Source organism: Serratia ureilytica (genome assembly GCF_017309605.1).
In the GTDB taxonomy this organism is placed as follows: domain Bacteria; phylum Pseudomonadota; class Gammaproteobacteria; order Enterobacterales; family Enterobacteriaceae; genus Serratia; species Serratia ureilytica.
Genome location: NZ_CP071320.1, coordinates 4,821,468 through 4,842,836 on the forward strand (window position 1 = coordinate 4,821,468; position 21,369 = coordinate 4,842,836).

20 protein-coding genes are annotated in these 21,369 nt (G+C 61.5%); 5 read left to right on the forward strand and 15 right to left on the reverse strand.

What is annotated here, in order from left to right:
• Positions 1–237: 237 nt before the first annotated feature.
• The gene (gene udp, locus J0X03_RS22830; protein ID WP_004934432.1) at positions 238–999 is read right to left on the reverse strand and encodes a uridine phosphorylase; all 762 of its coding nucleotides are present in this window, start codon (positions 997–999) and stop codon (positions 238–240) included.
• Positions 1,000–1,487: 488 nt separating this feature from the next.
• Between udp and J0X03_RS22835 the strand changes: the two genes are divergently transcribed.
• Positions 1,488–2,315, forward strand: a complete 828-nt coding sequence (locus J0X03_RS22835) for a dienelactone hydrolase family protein (protein ID WP_033644976.1) — start codon at positions 1,488–1,490, stop codon at positions 2,313–2,315.
• Positions 2,316–2,399: 84 nt separating this feature from the next.
• On the opposite strand, the gene metE is transcribed toward J0X03_RS22835, so the two are convergent.
• The gene (metE, locus tag J0X03_RS22840) at positions 2,400–4,688 is read right to left on the reverse strand and encodes a 5-methyltetrahydropteroyltriglutamate--homocysteine S-methyltransferase (protein WP_083223815.1); all 2,289 of its coding nucleotides are present in this window, start codon (positions 4,686–4,688) and stop codon (positions 2,400–2,402) included.
• Positions 4,689–4,778: 90 nt separating this feature from the next.
• Here metE and metR point away from each other — a divergent pair, with 90 nt between their 5' ends.
• Entirely contained in the window at positions 4,779–5,723 is a 945-nt protein-coding gene (gene metR / locus J0X03_RS22845) for an HTH-type transcriptional regulator MetR (protein ID WP_016929455.1), read from the forward strand.
• Positions 5,724–5,738: 15 nt separating this feature from the next.
• Here metR and J0X03_RS22850 read toward each other — a convergent pair whose 3' ends face one another.
• Positions 5,739–6,599 carry a carboxylate/amino acid/amine transporter gene (locus tag J0X03_RS22850; protein ID WP_033652651.1) on the reverse strand — a complete coding sequence of 287 codons (861 nt, stop codon included), beginning with the start codon at positions 6,597–6,599 and terminating at the stop codon, positions 5,739–5,741.
• 151 nt (positions 6,600–6,750) lie between these two features.
• Here J0X03_RS22850 and J0X03_RS22855 point away from each other — a divergent pair, with 151 nt between their 5' ends.
• The gene (locus J0X03_RS22855; protein WP_033652650.1) at positions 6,751–7,080 is read left to right on the forward strand and encodes a hypothetical protein; all 330 of its coding nucleotides are present in this window, start codon (positions 6,751–6,753) and stop codon (positions 7,078–7,080) included.
• Here J0X03_RS22855 and J0X03_RS22860 read toward each other — a convergent pair.
• The 12 genes from J0X03_RS22860 to J0X03_RS22915 form a co-directional block, all read right to left on the reverse strand.
• Positions 7,061–8,017 carry an AEC family transporter gene (locus J0X03_RS22860; protein WP_160203896.1) on the reverse strand — a complete coding sequence of 319 codons (957 nt, stop codon included), beginning with the start codon at positions 8,015–8,017 and terminating at the stop codon, positions 7,061–7,063. The two genes, J0X03_RS22855 and J0X03_RS22860, sit on opposite strands and share 20 nt — an antisense overlap.
• 60 nt (positions 8,018–8,077) lie before the next feature.
• Positions 8,078–8,815, reverse strand: coding sequence for a glycerophosphodiester phosphodiesterase (gene ugpQ / locus J0X03_RS22865; protein WP_160203895.1), 738 nt, complete (start codon positions 8,813–8,815; stop codon positions 8,078–8,080).
• Positions 8,815–9,885 (reverse strand): sn-glycerol-3-phosphate import ATP-binding protein UgpC, encoded by a 1,071-nt coding sequence (locus J0X03_RS22870; protein WP_060434765.1) that lies wholly within the window; start codon positions 9,883–9,885, stop codon positions 8,815–8,817. Before J0X03_RS22870 ends, ugpQ begins: the two co-directional genes overlap by 1 nt.
• Positions 9,886–9,890: 5 nt before the next feature.
• A complete protein-coding gene (ugpE, locus tag J0X03_RS22875; protein ID WP_004934403.1) occupies positions 9,891–10,736 on the reverse strand; it encodes a sn-glycerol-3-phosphate ABC transporter permease UgpE in 846 nt (281 codons plus the stop codon).
• Positions 10,733–11,620 carry a sn-glycerol-3-phosphate ABC transporter permease UgpA gene (ugpA, locus tag J0X03_RS22880; RefSeq protein WP_015376293.1) on the reverse strand — a complete coding sequence of 296 codons (888 nt, stop codon included), beginning with the start codon at positions 11,618–11,620 and terminating at the stop codon, positions 10,733–10,735. Before ugpA ends, ugpE begins: the two co-directional genes overlap by 4 nt.
• 78 nt (positions 11,621–11,698) lie before the next feature.
• Positions 11,699–13,018: a sn-glycerol-3-phosphate ABC transporter substrate-binding protein UgpB gene (ugpB, locus tag J0X03_RS22885; protein ID WP_033644983.1), complete on the reverse strand. Its 1,320-nt coding sequence runs from the start codon at positions 13,016–13,018 to the stop codon at positions 11,699–11,701.
• A gap of 187 nt (positions 13,019–13,205) precedes the next feature.
• On the reverse strand, positions 13,206–14,393 hold the full coding sequence (locus J0X03_RS22890) for an aminotransferase-like domain-containing protein (protein WP_160203894.1): 1,188 nt from the start codon (positions 14,391–14,393) through the stop codon (positions 13,206–13,208).
• Positions 14,394–14,437: 44 nt separating this feature from the next.
• Complete coding sequence (gene livF, locus J0X03_RS22895) at positions 14,438–15,139, reverse strand: high-affinity branched-chain amino acid ABC transporter ATP-binding protein LivF (RefSeq protein WP_015376292.1); 702 nt, start codon at positions 15,137–15,139, stop codon at positions 14,438–14,440.
• Between the two features lie 4 nt (positions 15,140–15,143).
• On the reverse strand, positions 15,144–15,911 hold the full coding sequence (gene livG, locus J0X03_RS22900; RefSeq protein WP_142001777.1) for a high-affinity branched-chain amino acid ABC transporter ATP-binding protein LivG: 768 nt from the start codon (positions 15,909–15,911) through the stop codon (positions 15,144–15,146).
• Positions 15,908–17,191 carry a high-affinity branched-chain amino acid ABC transporter permease LivM gene (locus J0X03_RS22905; RefSeq protein ID WP_042783462.1) on the reverse strand — a complete coding sequence of 428 codons (1,284 nt, stop codon included), beginning with the start codon at positions 17,189–17,191 and terminating at the stop codon, positions 15,908–15,910. Before J0X03_RS22905 ends, livG begins: the two co-directional genes overlap by 4 nt.
• Positions 17,188–18,114: a high-affinity branched-chain amino acid ABC transporter permease LivH gene (livH, locus tag J0X03_RS22910; RefSeq protein WP_015376290.1), complete on the reverse strand. Its 927-nt coding sequence runs from the start codon at positions 18,112–18,114 to the stop codon at positions 17,188–17,190. Before livH ends, J0X03_RS22905 begins: the two co-directional genes overlap by 4 nt.
• Before the next feature lie 117 nt (positions 18,115–18,231).
• Entirely contained in the window at positions 18,232–19,347 is a 1,116-nt protein-coding gene (locus tag J0X03_RS22915; protein WP_025304902.1) for a branched-chain amino acid ABC transporter substrate-binding protein, read from the reverse strand.
• Between the two features lie 405 nt (positions 19,348–19,752).
• Between J0X03_RS22915 and panM the strand changes: the two genes are divergently transcribed.
• Together panM and J0X03_RS22925 are read left to right on the forward strand one after the other, a co-directional pair.
• On the forward strand, positions 19,753–20,145 hold the full coding sequence (gene panM, locus J0X03_RS22920; RefSeq protein WP_033644987.1) for an aspartate 1-decarboxylase autocleavage activator PanM: 393 nt from the start codon (positions 19,753–19,755) through the stop codon (positions 20,143–20,145).
• Entirely contained in the window at positions 20,142–21,359 is a 1,218-nt protein-coding gene (locus J0X03_RS22925) for a DUF3142 domain-containing protein (protein WP_142001775.1), read from the forward strand. The genes panM and J0X03_RS22925 overlap by 4 nt, the downstream gene beginning before the upstream one ends.
• The last annotated feature ends 10 nt before the right edge of the window (positions 21,360–21,369 follow it).

Below are 21,369 nucleotides of genomic sequence, written 5' to 3' on the forward strand. Positions count from 1 at the left end.
GGAGTATCACCGTAACAGATTAGCCGCGAATGGAAAAACGGACCGCGTCGGCGTCCCGTTCAGTCCGTTGACAAAGGAGGAAAAAACGCGGTTTTTCCTCCTTTGTGGTTATCAGCCGAAACTCAATAAATTGATTTTCCCTGTTTGTTATCCGCTGCTTTCTGCAAACCGGGCAATGGCATGAGGTTTGTCATCAATCTCAACGGACCGCGTCGGCGGCCCGTTGAGGGAAGGCGATTACAGCAGACGGCGGGCGGCGTCCACCACGATCTGCACCGCTTTGCTTTCGGTGTTTTTCATGGTCTCGGCGTTCGGGATCTCTTGCTGGGTGCGGTTGACGATCACCCCAGCCACCATGCCGGCGCGCAGGCCCTGGCTGGCGCACATGGTCAGCAGCGTGGCAGATTCCATTTCATAGTTCATCACGCCCATCGCCTGCCACTCTTCCATCGAGCCTTTGAAACGACTAACGACGCGGCCAGAGTAGGTATCGTAACGTTCCTGGCCCGGATAGAAGGTATCGGAAGAGGCGGTCACACCAATGTGCGTGGTAGCGCCGCTGGCCTTGGCCGCTTCCACCAGCGCGGTGGTACAGGCGAAGTCCGCGACCGCCGGGAACTCCATCGGCGCAAAGTGCAGGCTGGCGCCGTCGAGACGTACCGCCGCCGTGGTGACCAGCACGTCGCCGACGTTGATGTTCGCCTGAATGGCGCCGGTGGTGCCGATGCGCAGGAAGGTGCGGATGCCCAGCTGCGCCAGCTCTTCCACGGCGATAGAGGTAGACGGGCCGCCGATGCCGGTGGAGCAGACGATCACCGCCTTGCCATCCAGCTCTGCGCGCCAGGTGGTGAATTCACGATGGGAGGCCAGATGCACCGGATTTTCCATCAGCTTGGCAATTTTCTCTACGCGCTGCGGATCGCCCGGCACGATGGCAAGCTGGGCCCCTTGTAAATCGTTCTTGGTGAGGCCGAGATGAAAAACATCAGACTGAGACATACGAGACTCCTCATGGATCATGTTTATTGGGAGGAACAAAAAAGCACTCTACTGAAAATCGCCGCTTAATTTCGTGACGATAGTCACTATGAAAAGAGAAACAAATTACATGCTACATATTTTTTGTGATTTTTATCACAAAAAAAGCACTGCAAGGCATCCAGAACGTACCGCTAAACCTCAGTCTAGCCGACAAACCTTGCCGCTCCCTGCCTGTTGGTTGCCGACTGAAACTATTTAGCTCATCAATTCGAAATACCCCCATCTTATCGGTTGCTTAGGGACAAAAAAGCCCTCTAACGCACCTTATGGCACTTACGCGGGCCAAAACGCGTAATAACATGATAAAAAGCGCTTAAAAATGCCGTAAAGCCAGATAATTAGCCGTTTTTTATCGACTTGTCCGAAAGTGCGCCACGCGGCGCCAATAATGGGTAATCTTTCCTATAGTTAATCTCAGCGCTTTTTTCTATTGCACGGAGACCGCAATGAAAACCGAACATGTGATGACATTAGAACAGGCTCAGGGAGGATTCGCCCCGGCCGCCGCGCCGGTAGCCGCCTCCGCGATTATCACCGATGAACAGGGCATTCACGCCGGGCAAACGACTATTCCTTCCCAGGGAGACGCGCTGCCGGCCTACGTCGCCAAACCCGCCGACCACAACGGCCCCTTCCCCATCGTGCTGGTGGTGCAGGAAATCTTCGGCGTCCATGAACATATTCAGGATCTGTGCCGCCGTCTGGCCAAACAGGGCTATCTGGCGATTGCTCCCGAGCTCTATTTCCGCCAGGGCGACGCCAACGACTACACCGATATCGGCGAGCTGTTCCAGCAGCTGGTGACCAAGGTGCCGGATCGTCAGGTGCTGTCGGATCTGGATCACGCCGCGCACTGGGCTATCCGCCACGGCGGCGACGCCGGCAAGCTGGCGATCACCGGTTTTTGCTGGGGCGGCCGAATTACCTGGCTGTACGCGGCGCACAACCCGCAGTTAAAAGCGGCCGTCGCCTGGTACGGCAAACTGGTGGGTGAAAAAACGCTGAATTCGCCGAAGCATCCGGTCGATATCGCCACGCACTTGTCAACGCCAGTGCTGGGGCTGTATGGCGGGCAGGACAGCGGTATTCCGCTGGATACGGTGGAAAACATGCGTCAGGCGATCCGCGCCGCCAACGCCGATGCCGAAATCGTGGTGTATCCTGGCGTCGGGCACGCATTCAACGCCGACTATCGCCCCAGCTACAACGCCGAAGCGGCGGAAGACGGCTGGCAGCGCATGCTGGCGTGGTTCGCCCAGCACGGCGTCAAGTAATCCCCCTCGCATAAAAAAGGGCGCCGAAGCGCCCAATCATCACACCAGTAAATCTATCTGCGGCGGTTTACCCGCCGCACGGCATCACGCGTGCTCGCGCAGGCGCTGCGCCGCCAATACCATGTTGGCCAGCGACTGCCGGGTTTCAGGCCAACCGCGAGTTTTCAGGCCGCAATCGGGGTTGACCCACAGGCGTTCCGCCGGGATGTTCTGCGCCGCTTTACGCAGCAGCGCTTCGATCCATTCCACGCTCGGCACGTTCGGCGAGTGGATATCGTAGACGCCCGGCCCGATTTCGTTCGGGTATTCGAACTCTTTGAAGGCTTCCAGCAGATCCATATCGGAACGCGAGGTCTCGATGGTGATCACGTCGGCGTCCAGCGCGGCGATGGAGTCCATGATGTCGTTGAACTCGCAGTAACACATGTGGGTGTGGATCTGGGTGTCATCCTGCGCCACGGCGGCGTTCAATTTGAAGGCGTCCACCGCCCAGTTCAGGTAGGCGGCCCAGTCGGATTGTCGCAGCGGCAGCCCCTCGCGCAGCGCAGGTTCGTCGATCTGAATGATGCCGATGCCGGCTTTTTCCAAATCCTCCACCTCGTCGCGCAGCGCCAGCGCAATCTGCTTGGCGATCACTTCGCGGGTCACGTCTTCACGCGGGAACGACCAGCACAGGATGGTCACCGGCCCGGTCAACATGCCTTTCACCGGCTTGTCGGTCAACGACTGGGCGAATTTGGCCCATTCGACGGTAATGGCTTCCGGGCGGCTGACGTCACCGATGATCACCGGCGGCTTCACGCAGCGGGAACCGTAGCTCTGCACCCAACCATTTTGGGTAAACACGAAGCCGTCGAGGTTCTCACCGAAATATTCCACCATGTCGTTGCGCTCGGCTTCACCGTGCACCAGTACGTCCAACCCGAGGCGCTCCTGCTCGACGATCGCCTGTTTGATGTGCTCACCGATGCTGGTGCGGTAGTTGCTGCCGTCCAAACGGCCCTGTTTGAAGTCCAGACGCAGGCCGCGGATTTCGGTGGTCTGTGGGAACGAACCGATGGTCGTCGTCGGCCAGGCCGGCAGCTTGAAACGCTCGCGCTGCGCCCTAGCGCGCTCGGCGTACGCGCTGCGGCGTTCGCAGTCCTGCGCGGTGATCGCGGCCAGACGGCGCTCAACCTGTGGGTTATGCACGCGGTTCGACTGGCGACGGGCGCGGATCGGCGCGCTGTAGGCGTCCAGCTCGGCCTGTTTCGTCGCGTCAGGCGCGTTCAGCGCCGAGCTCAACAGCGCCAGCTCGGCGCATTTTTGCAGGGCGAAGGCGAACCAGCTTTTCACTTCTTCGTCCAGACGGCTTTCCACGCTCAGATCGATCGGGCTGTGCAGCAGTGAACAGGAGGTGCCGATCCACAGCGGGCGCTGTCCCACCAGCGGCTGCAGACGTTCGAACCAGCGGCTCAGATCGGCGCGCCAAACGTTGCGGCCGTTGATCACGCCCAGCGACAGCAGCCAGTCTTGCGGCAATGCGGCGCTCAGCGCGGCGATATCGTCATGGCCGGCGACCAGATCGACGTGCAGCCCCTGCACCGGCAGCGTGCGAATGGTGTCGAGGTTGTGGCCGACGCTGTCGAAATACGTGGTCAACAGCAACTTAACCTGCCCCTGCAACGCGTCATACGCCGGTTTGAAGGCGTCCAGCCAGGCTTGCGGCAGCTCCAGCACCAGCGCAGGTTCGTCGATTTGCACCCATTCGACGCCGCGCTTCGCCAGCTCCGCCAGCACCTGCTGGTAAACCGGCAGGATCTCTTTCAACAGCGACAGGCGGTCGAACGGCTCGCCCTTCACTTTACCCAACCACAGATAAGTCACTGGGCCAAGCAACACCGGCTTGATGTGATGCCCCAGCGCCAGCGCTTCGTCCACTTCGTCCAGCAGTTGGGTCCAGCCCAGCTTGAACTGCTGGCCTTGCTGGAATTCGGGCACCATGTAGTGATAGTTGGTGTTAAACCATTTGGTCATTTCCGCCGCGGCCGCCGGCTCGCCGGTCGGTGCGCGGCCACGGCCGATGCGGAACAGCGTGTCCAGATCAATAGAGCCATCCGCATTCTGATGGCGCGCCGGCACGTTGCCCAGCAGCAGGCTGGTGGTCAACACATGATCGTACCAGGCGAAATCGCCGACCGGCACCAAATCCACCCCGGCCTGCCGTTGCTGCTGCCAATGACGAGCGCGCAGCTCGCGGCCAACCGCCAACAGCTCTTCCTGCGTTGAGTTGCCGGCCCAGTAGCTTTCCTGAGCTTTTTTCAGCTCACGTCGTAGCCCAACGCGAGGAAAACCCAGTGTGTGATTCAAGATTGCCATCGTCATATTCCCCATTTAGCCGTCCAGATGTTTACACATCCATAATCAGCAGGTACTGTATTAACCACAAGCGCAATTTATTCACTGTCAATGTGAAGGACTCTCATGATCGAACTGAAACATTTACGGACTCTGCAGGCTCTGCGCAACAGCGGTTCGTTGGCGGGGGCGGCGGCCCAACTTCATCAGACGCAGTCTGCCCTGTCGCACCAGTTCAGCGATCTTGAGCAACGTCTGGGCTTCAAGCTGTTCGTGCGCAAGAGCCAGCCCCTGCGCTTCACCGCCCAGGGCGAAATCCTGCTGCAGCTGGCGGAACAGGTGCTGCCGCAGATCCAGCAGGCGCTGCAGGCCTGCCACGAGCCGCATCAAACCACGCTGCGCATCGCCATCGAATGCCACAGCTGCATTCAGTGGCTGACGCCGGCGCTGGACAACTTCCGCCAGCGTTTCCCGCAGGTGGTGATGGACTTCACCTCCGGCGTCACTTTCGATCCGCAGCCGGCCCTGCAACAGGGCGAGCTGGATCTGGTGATGACGTCGGATATCCTGCCGCGCAGCGGCCTGCACTATTCGCCGATGTTCGATTTTGAGGTGCGTCTGGTGCTGGCGCCGGATCATCCGCTCGCCGGCAAGCCGCACATCGAGCCGGAAGACTTGAGCGATGAAACGCTGTTGATTTACCCGGTGCAGCGCCAGCGGCTGGATATCTGGCGGCATTTCCTGCAGCCGGCGGGCGTCAACCCGGCGTTGAAGAACGTCGATAACACGCTGCTGCTGATCCAGATGGTCTCGGCGCGGATGGGGATTGCGGCGCTGCCGCATTGGGTGGTGGAGAGTTTCGAACGGCAGGGGCTGGTGGTGACCAAAACCCTGGGTGACGGCCTGTGGAGCCGCCTGTACGCCGCCGTGCGCGACGGCGAACAGCGCCAGGCGGTGACCGAAGCCTTTATCCGCTCGGCCCGCCAGCACGCCTGCGATCATCTGCCGTTCGTGCGCGACGCCGCACGCCCCGGCGCGACCGGCGCCAAAGCGTTGGCGGCCGGCGTGTAAACTGCCGGCCCTCGTTTAGCCGAGCTGTTTCGGCGCCACCCAGCGGCGGTGCACCCACAGCGAAGCGACGATCACCGCCCCGCCGAGGATAAAGCTCGGCCAGTGCGGCTGCTGCTGCCAAATGGCCAGGTTGACCAACAAGCCGGCCGGCACATGCATGTTGTTCATGATGCCGAGCGTGCCCGCATCGACCTGAGTCGCGCCGTAGTTCCACATGAAGTAACCCAACCCCGACGCCACCACGCCCAGCCAGATCAGCACGCCCCACTGCAGATTGGTGGTTGGCAGCTGCTGCGGATTGCCCCACAGGAACCAGGCCACCACCGCCACCGCCGCCGCCCCCAGGTAGAACCAGGAAAAGGCGGTGTGCTGCGGCAAGGGGTGCACTTCCATCAGGCGCTTATAGCCGACCATGCCGATGGCGAAGCTGATGTTCGCCGCCTGCACCAGCAACAGCCCCCACCAGAAGTGTTCGCTCAGTTGGTGATAGCGAATGATCGCCGCGCCCAGCACCGCCAGCAGCGCGCTGAAGGCGTAGCCCCAGCGCAGGCGCCGGCCGCTCAGCAAGTCGTAGATCAGCGTGATGTACAATGGCGTCAGCACGGTGAACAACAGGAACTCCGGCACCGTCAGATAGAGATAGGCGCGGAAGCTGATGAGGTACATGATGCCCAGCTGGAAGGCACCCACCAGCATATACAGCAGGATCACCTTGAGTTTGATGTTGCGCCAGCGCAGGAACGGCAGGAACACCAGCGCCGCCAGCCCGATGCGCATCAGCACCGAGAACCAGCTGTCGACATGGCCCGCCAAATATTCGCCGATCAGGCTGAAAGAGAACGCCCACAGAATGGTGGTGATAACCAAGAGCAGCACGATGGGTTCATCCTAACAATTCATAAACCGCGATTGTAACGGAAGATGGACGCATAAGGGGATGAAAGGCGGTTTACATCTGAACAAAATACAAACTACCGGCAAAATTTCACCGCTGAGTTAGGCTTAATAAAAAGGCGAGGTAACCATCATGAAAACTTCTCACATTCTGTTCGCTCTGCTGTTGCTGCCTGGGTTGGCGGCGGCGGCCAACGGCGTAACCGACCTGCGCTCACAGCAGCAGTTACTCAACCAAAACAGCCAGCAGGCGCAACAACAGCGCTTGTTGAACAACCGGCAGATGGATCAACGCCGCCTCCAGCAGCAGCGACAGTTCGACAATCAACGGCAACAGCTGTTGCAAACCGCGCCGAACGGCGGGCAACTGCTGCCTAACGGCAACCAGCCGCGCGATCCGTTCAATCGTACCGCGCCGGCGGTGCCGCAGGCGCCGATGCCGGCTACGCCCGCACGCCCATAACGGTGAGGATCAGCGGCGTGGTGATCGCCGCCAGCACGGTGGACATCACCAGGCTGGTGGCGGCCGGGCCGGTGAGCGTATTGAACTGGCGCGACATCAGGTAGACGTTCACCCCCACCGCCATTGAGCCCAACAGCACCACCACGCGGGTCTCCATCGGCGGCAGATCCATCATCCAGGCCAGCAGCCAAATCACCAACGGCTGCACCAACAACTTCAGCACGCAGATGGCGCTGCTCAGCTGCCAGCCTTCGCTGATGCGATACTCCGCCAGGCTCATGCCGAGCACCACCAGCGACAGCGGTGCCGCCACCTGGCCGAGCATGCTGACCGGCCGATCGACGAAGGCCGGCAGCGGCAGGCCGGTCAGGCTGAACAAGGTGCCGGACAGGATGCCGACGATCAACGGGTTGGTCAGCACGCTGCGGGCGGTTTTGGCAAAGCCGCTCAGCGTCGGCGAGCCGTTGCGCGCCCATTCGATCGACACCGTCACCAGCGTCCACAGGATCAGGCCGTTGAACACCAGCACCAGCGCTACCGACGGGATCGCCGCCTGCCCCAGCATCACGCTGGCGATCGGTAAACCGAGCATCACGTTATTGGAGAAAATACCGCCCAGCGCAAACACCGAACCAGCGACCCCATCCAGCCGGAAGAGGTGCCGGGCGACCAGGCGGCCGAGCACGAACACCAGCAGGCAACTGCCGAAGAACGCGATCAGCAGCCGGGCGTCGACCGCCGGGCGCTGCGAGAAATCGCACATCATGCGAAACAGCATGGCGGGCAAAGCGAGGGAAAACACGAAGCGCGTCAGGCCATCGGTGATGCTGGAAGGCCATTTCCCCCAGCGAATCAGCCCATAACCCAACGCGATCAGGACGAACAGCGGTAAAGACAGCACGATCTGGTGCCACAGTGACAGGATAAAGCCAGGCATCGCATTCCTTCCGGTGGTGCGGCGGCAAGGCTTGTCGTCGCGGGATTCATCGGCGCCGGATTAAAAATCCGGGCCAATCAAATCTATCCGGTCGGTGCAAATGCAGTCAACGCCCCAATCGAGCAACAGGCGCGCGCGATCCGCTTGGTTGACGGTATACACCAGAATGCGCAGCCCGGCGTCTTTCAACGCTTTCACCCGCTCAGCGGTCAGCGCTTTGTGGTCGATATGCAGCGAGACGCAATCCAGACGCTCCGTCAGCTCGCGCCAGTTGTCGTCCCAGGCCTCCAGCAGCAGGCCGCGCGGCAAGTCCGGCACGGTGCGTTGCGCCGCCGCCAACGCTTCCACCGAGAAGGAGGAGAGCAGCGGGTCGGTCTGCCCTTGCCACAGCAACCGCGCCGCCAGCGCCACCACCCGCCCGGTTTCATCGTCGCTGCCGGTGGTCGGTTTGATCTCGATATTGGCCATCAGGCCGTGTTCCCGGCAGCGTTCCGCCACCTCCGACAGCAGCGGCAGCCGCTCGCCCTTGAAGGCCGAACTGTACCAGTTGCCGGCGTCCAGCTGCACCAGTTTGTCCCACGGCAGCTCGCCCGCCACGCCCCAACCGTTGCTGGTGCGATCCAGCGTGTCGTCGTGCAGCAGGAAAATTTGCCCGTCCTGCGCCAGCTTGGCGTCGAACTCGATCATCTTGTGGCCGTGGCGCGCGCCGACGTCGATCGCCGCCAGGGTGTTTTCCGGCGCCAGAGAACCGCCGCCGCGGTGGGCGACAATATGAGGGTAAGGCCAGGGTCTCGTCATCAATCCATCCGTAATCCGCTGTGGGTGTCAAAGAAGTGCAGCGCCTGAGCAGGCAGCTGCAAATATAGCGTACTGCCCGCCGTCGGCAAGGTTTCATGCGACAACCGCGCGATCACCCCGTGACCGCCCCACTGGCCGTGCGCCAGATTGTCGGCCCCCAGCAGTTCCAGCGTCTGCAGCTGCAGCGGCACGCCCTGGCCTTGCGCCACCAGCTGAATATGCTCCGGCCGAATGCCCAGCGTCAACTGCCGCCCCGCCCACTGCGGCTTGGCCGCCGGCAACGGCAGCGTCATGCCGTCCGCCAGCAGCAGCTGGCCGCCGTCGGCGCTCAGGGTGCCGGGCAACAGGTTCATCGCCGGCGAGCCGATAAAGCCGGCGACGAACAGCGAAGCCGGCCGCTGATACACCTCGCTCGGGGTGCCGATCTGCTCCGCCACGCCCTTGTTCATTACGATCACCCGCTGCGCCAGCGTCATCGCCTCCACCTGGTCGTGAGTCACGTACAGGCTGGTGGTTTTCAGGCGTCGGTGCAGCTGTTGCAGCTCCAGGCGCATCTGCACCCGCAGCTTGGCGTCCAGGTTGGACAGCGGTTCATCGAACAGGAACACCGCCGGTTCGCGCACGATGGCGCGCCCCATCGCCACGCGCTGGCGCTGGCCGCCGGAAAGTTCGCGCGGTTTGCGCTTGAGCAGCGGCTCCAGCTCCAGGATGCGCGCCGCTTCCTCCACTCGCTGGCGGATATGCTCCTTGCCGAAACCGCGGATCTTGAGGCCGTAAGCCATGTTGTCGTACACGCTCATGTGCGGATAGAGCGCGTAGTTCTGGAACACCATCGCGATGCCGCGATCCTTGGGCTCCAGATCGGTCACGCGCCGGGTATCGATATAGATATCGCCGCTGGTGGTGCGCTCCAGCCCGGCCACCATCCGCAGCAGCGTGGATTTGCCGCAGCCGGACGGGCCGACCATCACGATGAATTCACCGTCCGCCACGTCGAGGTCGATCTGTTTGATCACCGGCGTTTTACCGTCGTAAGACTTGGTGACCGCCTGTAGTTTTAATCCTGCCATCGTCGTTATTTCTCGCTATCAACCAGACCGCGCACAAACCAGCGCTGCATCAGAAGCACCACCGCCAGCGGTGGCAATAAAGTCAGAATCATCGCCGCCATCACCTGGTTCCACTGGGTCGGCGCGCCGGAAGTGGAGATCATGCTCTTGATGCCCGCCACCGCGGTGCCCATCGAAGCGTCGCTGGTGATCAGGATCGGCCACAGGTATTGGTTCCAGCCGTAGATAAAGGTGATGACGAACAGCGCCGCCAGATTGGTTTTCGACAGCGGCAACACGATGTCCCAGAAGAAACGCATCGGCCCGGCGCCGTCGATGCGCGCCGCCTCCAGCAGCTCATCCGGCAACGTCATGAAGAACTGGCGCAGCAGGAAGGTGGCGGTGGCCGAGGCCATCAGCGGCAGCGTCAGGCCGGTATAGCTGTCCAGCAGGTTGAGGTTGGAGATCACCTCCACCGTCGGGAAAATGCGCACTTCCACCGGCAGCATCAGGGTGAGGAAAATCAGCCAAAAAAACAGGCTGCGCAGCGGGAAACGGAAATACACGATGGCGTAAGCCGACAGCACTGACACCGCGATCTTGCCGCAGGTGATCGCCAGCGCCATGATCACGCTGTTGAGCAGCAGCAGCGAGAACGGCACCTTGAGGTTGCCCACGCCGCCCTGCCAGATATTGCGGATGTTCTCCCACAGGTGACCGCCGGGCACCAGCGTCATCGGCACCTGAAACACCTGCTTGTCGTCCAGCGTGGCGGCGACAAAGGCCACGTACAGCGGGAACAGCACCACCAGCACGCCGATAATCAGCATCACATGGCTGAAGATATCCAGCCCGCGTCGATTCTCAATCATTGATAGCGCACCTTACGTTCAACGAAGCGGAACTGGATCACCGTCAGGCCGATCACCAGCAGCATCAGGATCACCGACTGTGCGGCGGAGCTGGAGAGATCCAATCCGGCGAAGCCTTCGCGGTAGATCTTGTAGATCAACGTGGTGGTGGACTGCACCGGCCCGCCGCCGGTGGCGGCGTCGATCACCGGGAAGGTATCGAAGAAGGCGTACACCAGATTGACCACCAGCAGGAAGAAGCTCACCGGCGCGATCAGCGGCAGCACCAGATGGAAGAAACGCCGCACCGGGCCGGCGCCGTCGATGGCCGCCGCTTCCACCAGCGAACGCGGGATCGACTGCAGCGCCGCGAGGAAAAACAGGAAGTTATAGCTTATCTGCTGCCATACCGAGGCCAGCACCACCAGGAACATCGCCTGGCCGCTGTTTTGCGCATGGTTCCAGTTATAGCCCAGACCGTTGAGGAAATGGGTGATCAACCCCAGACCGGGGTTGAACAGAAAGATCCACAGCACCGCCGCCACCGCCGGCGCCACCGCGTAGGGCAGGATCATCAGCGTGCGATAGAGGCGGCTGCCGCGCAGCACGTAGTCCACCAGCGCAGCGAAGAACAGCGAAACCGCCAGCCCGATGCCGGCCACCAGGAAGCTGAAGATCAGCGTGGTGTAGAACGAGTCGAGGTAGTAAGGATCCTGGAACAGCTGTTTAAAGTTATCCAGCCCGACAAACTGGCTGGACAGGCCGAACGGATCGAGGCTCTGCACCGAATACCACAGCGCTTCGCCGGCGGGCCATAAAAAGAAGACGGCGGTAATCAGCAGCTGCGGCAGCACCAGCGCATAGGGCAACCAGCTGCAGCCGAAACCGGGACGGGAAGATGACATAGCAGTTAAACCATTAATCGGGTACGGAAGGATCGGCGTGAAGACGCGAGCCCGGTCTACCGGGCCCGCGACGCGGGGTTACTTGGTCGAAGCTTCGAAGCGGCGCAGCAGCACGTCACCGCGCTGCACGGCGGCGTCCAACGCCTGCTGAGGCGTTTTCTTGCCGGTCCACACGCCTTCCAGCTCCTCATCCACCACGCTGCGGATCTGCGGCATGTTGCCCAGGCGCAGGCCCTTGGTGAACGGCAACGGCGGCTTGTTCAGCATCTGACGAGTGGCGACGTCGGCACCCGGGTTCTTGTCGTAGAAGCCCTGCTGCTTGGTCAGATCGTAAGCCGCGGTGGTGATCGGCAGATAGCCGGTCTTCTGGTGCCATTCGGCGGCGATTTCCGGCTGCGCCAGGTACTGCAGGAATTCGGCCACGCCCTTGTAGGTGGCGGCGTCTTTGCCGTTCATCACCCACAGGCTGGCCCCGCCGATGATGGCGTTTTGCGGCGCATTTTTCGCGTCGGCGTCGTACGGCATCATGCCGACGCCGTAGTTGAATTTGGCGTAGTGCTTGATGTCCGCCAACGAACCGGATGAGGCGGTGGTGATGGCGCAATCGCCGTTATAGAACTTCTCGGTGGATTCGTCTTTGCGGCCGAAATAGGTGAAGTCGCCCTTCTTGTTCATCGCTTCGAGCAGCGCAATATGTTTGACCTGCAGCGGTTGGTTGAACTCCAGCTTGGCGCTGGTGCCGCCAAAGCCGTTGTTTTCACTGGCGAACGGCACGCCGTGCCAGGCGCTGAAGTTCTCCAGTTGGATCCAGCCCTGCCAGCCGCTGGCGTAACCGCACTTCATGCCGGCTTCGCGCAGTTTGGCGGTATCCGCCGCCAGTTCCTGCCAGGTTTTCGGCGGTTGTTCCGGGTTCAGGCCGGCCTTTTTGAAGGCGTCTTTGTTGTAGTACAGCACCGGCGTGGAGCTGTTGAACGGCTGCGACAGCAGATGGCCGCTCTTGTTGTCGGTGTAATAGCCGGCCACCGTCGGCACGAACACCGACTCGTCGAAGTTGATGCCGGCCTCTTTAAACACTTCGTAGACCGGTTTGATGGCCTTGCTGGCCATCATGGTGGCGGTGCCCACCTCGTAAACCTGCAGGATCGCCGGCGCCTTGCCGGAGCGGTAAGCGGCGATGCCCGCCGCCAGGCTCTGTTCGTAGTTGCCTTTATAAACCGGCACAATCTTGACGTCGCTGTGCGACTGGTTGAAGCGATCCGCCAGAGAGTCCACTTCTTTACCCAGTTCGCCTTCCATCGAATGCCAGAACGGGATTTCTGTCGCCGCCAGCGCCTGTGCGCTGACCGCCAGGGTCAATGCGACGCACAGCGTGGTTTTGCGAATAGCGTAGGTGAGCATGCCTAACTCCTGAAAAAGCTGGTGTAAAAGCGCGTGAGCGAAAAGAATCAGTTTTTTGTTCGGAAGCTAACATGCCATGCGCGGATGACAGAAAAATAACCGTTAGATGACAGCCACATGACGGCAAGGTGAAGTGAAGATGGCGGTTTGATGTCGGCGGCGGGCATGGGCTCCGCCGCCGCGAGGATTACAGCGAACGGCGCAGGCGCGCGACCGCTTCTTGCATCTGCTGCTCGGTGGCGGTGGCGAACGACAGGCGGAAGGTCGAACGATCCGGGTTGTCGGAGAAGAAGTATTCCCCCGGCACGAACACCACGCCCTGCTGCAGCGTGGTGTTCAGCCATTCGGTGGCGTTGAACGGCTGGCGGAAACGCGCCCACAGGAACATGCCGCCCTTCGGTTTATCGAAGGTGATGTAGTCGCCCAGCTCCTGCTCCACCAAACCGGCCAGGATCTCGCCCTTGTGTTTATAGGCGGCGCGGATCTTGTCGATCTGCGCCGGCAGGCGATCCAGGCCAAGGTAGCATTCGACGATGCTCTGCGACAGGGCGCTGGCGTGCAGATCCGCCGCCTGTTTGATGATCGCCACTTTATGCAGCAGGAACGGCGGCAGGATCGCCCAGCCCAAACGCAGGCCCGGCGCCAGGATCTTGGAAAAGGTCGAGGTATAGATGATGTGGTCGGTGTTGCCCAGCACCTGCTGCGACACCTGATGCAGCGTCGGGTGGCGCTCTTCGGTGAAACGCAGCTCGCCGTACGGATCGTCTTCGATGATCAGGAAGTTATGTTCGGCGGCCAGCTTCACCAGCAGTTCGCGGCGCTCGGCGCTGAGAGTGATGCCGCTGGGGTTGCCGAAGTTCGGCACCACGTACACGCCCTTGATGCGCTGGGTTTTCAGCAGCTCGGCCAGCTCTTCCACCACCATGCCGTCGCTGTCGGACGAGACCGACATGATGTTGGCCTCCGCCAGTTCCAGCGTTTGCAGCGCCGCCAGGTAGGTCGGGCGCTCCACCACGAACACGTCGCCCGGGTTGACGATGGCGCGCATCACCAAATCCAGGGCCTGCTGAGAGCCGGCGGTGACCATCACCTCTTCTGCGCGCGCGGTGACGCCGCGCTCGGCGCACAGCGCGCAAATGCGCTCACGCAGCAGCGGGCTGCCCTCGGTCAGGCCATACTGGAATGCGCTTTTCGGCTGTTCGGTGATCGCCTGCTGGGTGGCGATGCTCAATCCTTCGAAATCGAACAACGCATCAGAGGGGATGCCGCCCGCCAGCGAAATGACGTGTTCCATCTTGCTGTGCTTAAGCAATTCACGGATGGCCGAACTTTTTACGTTAACGATACGCTGCGCGAGTAACCCTTCTGTCTTCATTTCTTCTTCTCGTACCTGATTATTTTAATTCGTAGGGGGGCGGATTAACCGCCCAGATACGCCGACCTCACTGCTTCGTTGGCTAACAATGCAGCCCCCGTATCTTCCAACACCACGCGGCCGTTTTCCAGCACATAACCGCGGTCCGCCAATTTCAGCGCCTGATTGGCGTTTTGCTCCACCAGAAAGATGGTCATGCCCTCTTCCCGCAGCTGCTGAATGATGTCGAAAATCTGCTGGATGATGATGGGCGCCAGCCCAAGCGAAGGTTCGTCGAGCAGTAGCAGCTTCGGCTGGCTCATCAGCGCGCGGCCGATGGCCAACATCTGCTGTTCGCCGCCGGACATGGTGCCGGCACGCTGGCTTCGGCGCTCCAGCAGGCGCGGGAACAGCGTGAACACCCGTTCGATGCGCTGCTGATATTGGTGACGATCGGCGAAGAAGCCGCCCATCGCCAGATTTTCTTCCACCGTCATGCGCGAGAAGACGCGCCGCCCTTCCGGCACGATCGCCACCGCTTCGCGCATGATGCGCGAGGTTTGCCACTGGGTGATGTCCTGCCCCTGGAAGACGATGCTGCCTTCGCTGGCGCGCGGTTCGCCGCACAGGGTGCCGAGCAGCGTGGTTTTACCGGCGCCGTTGGCGCCGATTAACGTCACGATTTCGCCCTGACTAATCGTGAGACTGACCTGATGCAGCGCCTGGATTTTGCCGTAATGGGCGGATACCTGATTGAATGACAACATATTATTATTCGCCCAAATAAGCCCGGATCACATCCGGATTGTTGCGGATCTCCGCCGGTGTGCCCTGCGCCAGCGGCGTGCCCTGATTCACCACGTAAATGCGATCGGAGATGCCCATCACCAGCTTCATGTCGTGCTCGATCAGCAACACCGAGACCTTATGCCGATCGCGCAGCTCGACGATCAGATGATCCAGCTCGTCGGTCTCTTTCGGGTTCAGACCGGCGGCCGGTTCGTCCAGCATCAGCAGCTCCGGCCGGGTCACCATGCAGCGGGCGATCTCCAGCCGACGCTGCTGCCCGTAGGCCAGATTGCCCGCCGAACGGTTGGCCATATCCAGCAGGCCGACGCGCTCCAGCCACTCCGCTGCGTGCGCCAGTGCCTCGGCTTCGGCGCGGCGGAAGGCCGGGGTTTTCAGCAGCCCGGCGAACACGCCGCTTTTCAGGTGCTGATGCTGCGCCACCAACAGGTTCTCAATCACCGTCATTTCACGGAACAGCCGCACATGCTGGAAGGTGCGCACTACGCCCATACGGGCGATGGCCTGCCCCGCCAGCCCTTCCAGATGGCGATCGCGCAATTTGATGGTGCCGCCGCTCGGGCGGTAGAAACCGGTCAGGCAGTTAAACACCGTGGTTTTACCGGCGCCGTTGGGGCCGATCAGCGACACGATTTCGCCTTCATTGAGCGTCAACGCGACATTGTTGACCGCCAGCAGCCCGCCAAAACGCATTGACAGGCCTTCCACCTGCAGTAAAGGTTGAACGCTCATGCCTGTTCCCCCTTGCCCGCGTGAATGTCCGCCGCCTGCAGCTTCAGCTGCGGCCGTTTCATCGGCAACAGCCCCTGCGGCCGCCAAATCATCATCAGCACCATCAGAGCGCCCAGCAGCAGCATGCTGTATTCATTCAGATCGCGCATCAGCTCGCGCGACACCACCAACAGGATCGCCGCCAGAATGACCGCGAACTGCGATCCCATGCCCCCCAGTACGACGATCGCCAACACGAAGGCCGACTCGACGAAAGTGAAGGATTCCGGGCTGACGAACCCCTGGCGCGCGGCGAACAGCGTGCCGGCAAACCCGGCGAACGCGGCGCTGATGGTAAAGGCGGTCAGCTTGATGCGCGTCGGGCTGAGGCCCAGCGAGCGGCAGGCGATCTCGTCTTCGCGCAGCGCTTCCCAGGCGCGCCCGAGCGGCATGCGCAGCAGGCGGTTGATGACGAACAGCGTCAGCACCACCAGCAGCAGCGCCACCAGGTACAGAAATACGATGCGATCGCTCGGATCGTATTTCAGGCCGAAGACGTTATGGAAGGTATCCCAGCCGCCGTCGCGCACGCTGCGGTTAAACTCCAGGCCGAAGAAGGTCGGTTTCGGGATCTGGCTGATGCCGTTCGGCCCGCCGGTGATTTCGGTATTGTTCAGCAGCAGGATGCGCACGATCTCACCGAAGCCGAGCGTCACGATCGCCAGATAGTCGCCGCGCAGCCGCAGCACCGGGAAACCGAGCAGGAAGCCGAAGGCGGCGGTGACGATGCCCGCCAGCGGCAGGCTCTCCCAAAAGCCGAGGCCGTAATAATGATTCAGCAGCGCATAGGTGTAGGCGCCGATGGCGTAGAAACCGCCGTAGCCGAGCACCAGCAGACCGGACAGGCCCACCACCACGTTGAGGCCGAGGCCCAGCATCACGTAGATCAGCGTCAGGGTGGCGATATCCACCGTGCCGCGCGACACCAGGAACGGCCAGGCGACCGCCGCGACGAGCAGCAGAGCCGCCAGCAGCTTTTGCCGCGGCGTGGTGCCGTCGAAGCTCGGCAGCACGAACGCCGGGCCGGAGACCTTTTTCAGGCCCTGCTGCAGCAGCGGGCGCAACAGCTGGAAGAAAAAGACGATGACGCAGCCGATGCCGATCCACATCCAGCGCACTTCCGCCGCGCCGTGCACCACCAGTTTGGTGCCGTCCAGGCTCAGCTGCATGCCCATCAGGAACGACGCCATCACGAACAGCACCGCCGTGGCGATCAGCGCATTGAGCAGATTGAGTTTCATACTTTCTCAACCTCCGGACGCCCGAGGATGCCGGTCGGCATGATCAGCAGCACCACGATCAGCAGCGCGAACGACACCACGTCTTTGTATTCGGTGCTCAGGTAGGCGGAGGTCAGCGCTTCCGCCACGCCCAGCACCAGGCCGCCGATCATCGCGCCCGGAATGCTGCCGATGCCGCCCAGAACCGCGGCGGTGAAGGCTTTCATACCGGCCATGAAGCCGATGTAAGGGTTGATGACGCCGTAGAACTGGCCGAGCAACACCCCGGCCACCGCCGCCATCACCGCACCGATGACGAAGGTCAGCGAGATCACCCGGTCCGTGTTGATGCCCAGCAGGCTGGCCATCTTCAGATCTTCCGCACAGGCGCGGCAGGCACGGCCCATGCGCGAATAGCGGATAAACAGCGTCAGCGCCAGCATCGCCAGGAAGGTCACGAGCCAGATGGTCAGCTGCATGGTGCTGATGGTGGCGGCGAAGCCGTTGCTTTCCCCCAGCACCCACTGGCCGGTGACCAGGCTGGGCAGCGCCAGATCGCGTGAGCCCTGCGTCAGGCTGACGTAGTTTTGCAGGAATATCGACATGCCGATGGCCGAGATCAGCGCAATCAGGCGCTTGGAGTTGCGCACCGGCTTGTAGGCCACCCGCTCGATGCTCCAGCCGTAGGCGCTGGCGATGACGATCGAGACCAGGAACGCGGCGCCGATCAGCAGCCAGCCGACGTCGATGCCGAGCATCATCAGGGCGGCAATAACGATAAAGGAGACATAGCTGCCGATCATGTACACCTCGCCATGGGCGAAGTTGATCATGCCGATGATGCCGTAAACCATGGTGTAACCGATGGCGATCAATGCATAGGTGCTGCCCAACGTTAAGCCGTTGAACATCTGCTGCAGAAAATAGAGGAGCTGCTCTGACATACTCTGAACCCTTGGCTGCGAAACCCGCCGGCGGAGAACCGGCGGGTAAAGGGAGACGGGGCCGACAAGCCGACCCGCCGGGCGCAGCGGGCTGCGCCCCACCCTAATCATTATGGCTTATTTGATCGGTGTGGACGTGCCGTTGGCATGCCATTCGAACACGCCGAACTCGAAGCCTTTCAGGTCGCCCTTGTCATCCCAGGTCAGCGGCCCCATCACGGTCTCCACCGGCTTACCGGTTTTCAGATCCTTGACGATGTCCGCCGGTTCCTGACTGCCGCTGCGCTCCATGCCGGTGGTCAGCGACTGCAGCGCGGCATAGGTGGTCCAGACGAACGGGCCGGTCGGATCCAGCTTCTTGGCTTTCAACGCATCGACGATCGGCTGGTTGGCAGGCACCTGATCGTAGCGTTTCGGCAGCGTCACCAGCATGCCTTCCGAAGCGGCGCCGGCGATGTTGGACAGTGAGGAGTTGCCCACGCCTTCCGGCCCCATGAAGCGGGTAGTCAACCCGGCCTGTTTGGCCTGACGCAGGATCTGGCCCATTTCCGGGTAGTAACCGCCGAAGTACACGAAGTCGATATTCTCTTTCTTCAGGCGCGCCACCAGGGTGGAGAAGTCTTTGTCGCCGGCGGTGATGCCTTCGAACATCGCCACTTCGGTGCCCTGTTTTTTCAGGCTGTCGCGCACCGAGCGCGCCAGGCCTTCGCCGTATTGTTGCTTGTCGTGCACCACGGCGATGCGCTTCGGCTTGATGTCGCTGAGGATGTATTTGGCGGCGGTCGGGCCCTGATCCGAATCCAGACCGGTGGTGCGCAGGATCATCTTGTAGCCGCGGGTGGTCAGATCGGCGTTGGTGGCCGCCGGGGTAATCATGATCACGCCTTCATCTTCATAGATATCGGACGCCGGCTGGGTGGATGAGGAGCACAGGTGGCCGATCACGTAGCGAATGCCGTCGTTGATCACCTTGTTGGCGACCGCAACCGCCTGTTTCGGGTCGCAGGCGTCGTCGTATTCCACGCCGACCAGCTTGTCGCCCTTGATGCCGCCCTTGGCATTAATGTCGGCAATCGCCTGGCGCGCGCCGGTAAATTCCATGTCGCCATACTGCGCGACCGGGCCGGACATTGCCCCGACGATCGCCACCTTGATGTCTTTCGCCATGGCCGCCTGGCTCATGGCCATCGCAATACAACCCGCCAGCAGTGCCTTACCTGTTGTTAATTTCATCCGCAAATCCCCATCTGTCGTTGTGAACGTACCTGTTGTGTTTGCCTGCGCCCGATCGTTATTGACCGCTTTTGTTATAAGTAATAATGATTTAGGCGCCTTTCTGGCATTACTTTCTAATAAGACTTTATTTTTCATACCATTAAACAGGAATTTTCTGCTGCAAATCAACTTCATCCGACAGAAACAAGCGGTGTAAACAGGATAAAATTCGAATTAAATCTGCGCTGTTTACCTTGAGGCGTAGCGCGTTGTGCTGGTTAACAATCCGTTTACTAACTATTTACTCGGAAAATGCCCCGTGCAAAAAACATATTGCACAGTAATCGTACAGAAAAACTTACACAACGCTCTGCACAAGATCTATTACACTGTCGGCATCATTTAGCTGCGCGGAAATTCTGCATGAAACTGACCATCGAGCGCCTGACCGCGCTGTCCCCGCAAGACCTTATCGACCTCGGTAAAATTTGGCCGCACCAGCAGCCGGAACAGTGGCAGAGCTGGCTGAGCGGCGGCAAGGCGCTGTTCGCCGCCCGCTTCAACGAGCGTCTGCTGGGCGCGGTGAAAATTGCGCTGCAGGACGACCGCGCCGAACTGCTGGATCTGCTGGTACGCGAAGTGACGCGCCGCCGCGGCGTCGGTCTTTACCTGGTGCAAGATGCACAGCGTCAGCTGCCGCAGGTCGCCCATTGGCAGCTGTCGACCGCCGGTCTGGCGCCGCGCGAACGTGGGGAAGTCGATAACTTCATGCGCGCCTGCGGCTTCGCGCCGCAGGGCGATCTCTGGCAAAAATGAAACGCTGGCTGGCGGCGCTGGTCTTGATTGCGCTGGGGTTGGCGGCCTGGTTCGCCGGGCGTCAGCAGGCGCTGCGCCAGGCCTCAGGCTGGGATCAGCAGGTTTACGTTTGGCAGCGGGTTTGGACGCCGCAACACGCCGATGCGCTGGCGCGCAGCCGCGATCTGTTCGCCGGGCTGCGGGTGTTGGCGCTGCAGGTGCATCCACGCGAGGGCTGGCGGGAAATCCCGGCCGATCTCAGCCTGCTGAAGCGGGACGGCCGCCCGCTCTGGCTGGTAGCGCGCCTCGACGGCCAGCTGCCGCAGCTGGACCAAGAAGCCATTATCCAGCGTCTGCTGGCGATCACCCAGCGCTGGCAGGCGGCCGGGCTGCCCGTCACCGGCGTCGAGATCGATCATGACGCCGCCACGGCTCGCCTGCCGGATTACCAACGTTTTCTGCAGCGGCTGCGCCAACGGCTGCCCGCCGCTTTGCAACTCGGCATCACCGCCCTGCCCGCCTGGATCGGCTCGCCCAACTTGCCCGGCGTACTGCAACAGGCCGACAGTTCCGTCCTGCAGGTGCATGCGGTGCTCTCACCGCAGCAGGGGCTGTTTGACGGCCCGCTGGCGCTGCGCTGGGTGCGGCAGTACGCCGCCGTCACACCGAAACCGTTTCGCGTCGCGCTGCCGGCCTATGGCATGGCGCTGTTGGGGTTTGATGCGCAGGGCGCGCAGGTGGAGAGCGAATCCTCGCTGCGCGTAGCCGGCAACGGCCGCGAACTGACGGTCGCGCCGCAGCAGCTCGCCGATTTTCTGCAAACGCTGGCGCAGCAAACGCCGCCCCGGCTGCGCGGCGTGATTTGGTTCCGACTGCCGCTGGCGGACGATCGGCGCGCCTGGTCGCTCGCCACGCTGCGAGCGGTGATCGAACGGCGGCCGCTGAATGTAGACTGGCAGGTAAAATTTAGGCCTCAGCCGCAGCAAAACGGGCTGTATGATCTGATAATTCACAACAACGGGCCGGTGGACGCCCCGCTGCCGCAAGAGGTGGTCATCCGCGCCGACGACTGCCTGGCGGCGGACGCGGTCGGCAACTACCGGCTGGAATCCGCACCGCAACGGCAACGCTTTATTCGCATCAGCAGCGACCAGCTGCGAGCCGGGCAATCCCGGCCACTGGGCTGGCTGCGCTGCCAACAACTGACGCCAGGAGGCACCCTTGTCACACCTTGATTCGCGCGCG

Coding starts and splice junctions, on each gene's coding strand:
- ugpQ (WP_160203895.1), bottom strand. CDS start 8,815: ATGACGAGACCCTGGCCTTACCCTCATATTGTCGCCCACCGCGGCGGC.
- ugpA (WP_015376293.1), bottom strand. CDS start 11,620: ATGTCATCTTCCCGTCCCGGTTTCGGCTGCAGCTGGTTGCCCTATGCG.
- udp (WP_004934432.1), bottom strand. CDS start 999: ATGTCTCAGTCTGATGTTTTTCATCTCGGCCTCACCAAGAACGATTTA.
- livH (WP_015376290.1), bottom strand. CDS start 18,114: ATGTCAGAGCAGCTCCTCTATTTTCTGCAGCAGATGTTCAACGGCTTA.
- metE (WP_083223815.1), bottom strand. CDS start 4,688: ATGGGGAATATGACGATGGCAATCTTGAATCACACACTGGGTTTTCCT.
- livF (WP_015376292.1), bottom strand. CDS start 15,139: ATGTTGTCATTCAATCAGGTATCCGCCCATTACGGCAAAATCCAGGCG.
- panM (WP_033644987.1), top strand. CDS start 19,753: ATGAAACTGACCATCGAGCGCCTGACCGCGCTGTCCCCGCAAGACCTT.
- J0X03_RS22835 (WP_033644976.1), top strand. CDS start 1,488: ATGAAAACCGAACATGTGATGACATTAGAACAGGCTCAGGGAGGATTC.
- livG (WP_142001777.1), bottom strand. CDS start 15,911: ATGAGCGTTCAACCTTTACTGCAGGTGGAAGGCCTGTCAATGCGTTTT.
- J0X03_RS22905 (WP_042783462.1), bottom strand. CDS start 17,191: ATGAAACTCAATCTGCTCAATGCGCTGATCGCCACGGCGGTGCTGTTC.
- J0X03_RS22915 (WP_025304902.1), bottom strand. CDS start 19,347: ATGAAATTAACAACAGGTAAGGCACTGCTGGCGGGTTGTATTGCGATG.
- J0X03_RS22890 (WP_160203894.1), bottom strand. CDS start 14,393: ATGAAGACAGAAGGGTTACTCGCGCAGCGTATCGTTAACGTAAAAAGT.
- J0X03_RS22870 (WP_060434765.1), bottom strand. CDS start 9,885: ATGGCAGGATTAAAACTACAGGCGGTCACCAAGTCTTACGACGGTAAA.
- metR (WP_016929455.1), top strand. CDS start 4,779: ATGATCGAACTGAAACATTTACGGACTCTGCAGGCTCTGCGCAACAGC.
- ugpE (WP_004934403.1), bottom strand. CDS start 10,736: ATGATTGAGAATCGACGCGGGCTGGATATCTTCAGCCATGTGATGCTG.
- J0X03_RS22855 (WP_033652650.1), top strand. CDS start 6,751: ATGAAAACTTCTCACATTCTGTTCGCTCTGCTGTTGCTGCCTGGGTTG.
- J0X03_RS22925 (WP_142001775.1), top strand. CDS start 20,142: ATGAAACGCTGGCTGGCGGCGCTGGTCTTGATTGCGCTGGGGTTGGCG.
- J0X03_RS22860 (WP_160203896.1), bottom strand. CDS start 8,017: ATGCCTGGCTTTATCCTGTCACTGTGGCACCAGATCGTGCTGTCTTTA.
- ugpB (WP_033644983.1), bottom strand. CDS start 13,018: ATGCTCACCTACGCTATTCGCAAAACCACGCTGTGCGTCGCATTGACC.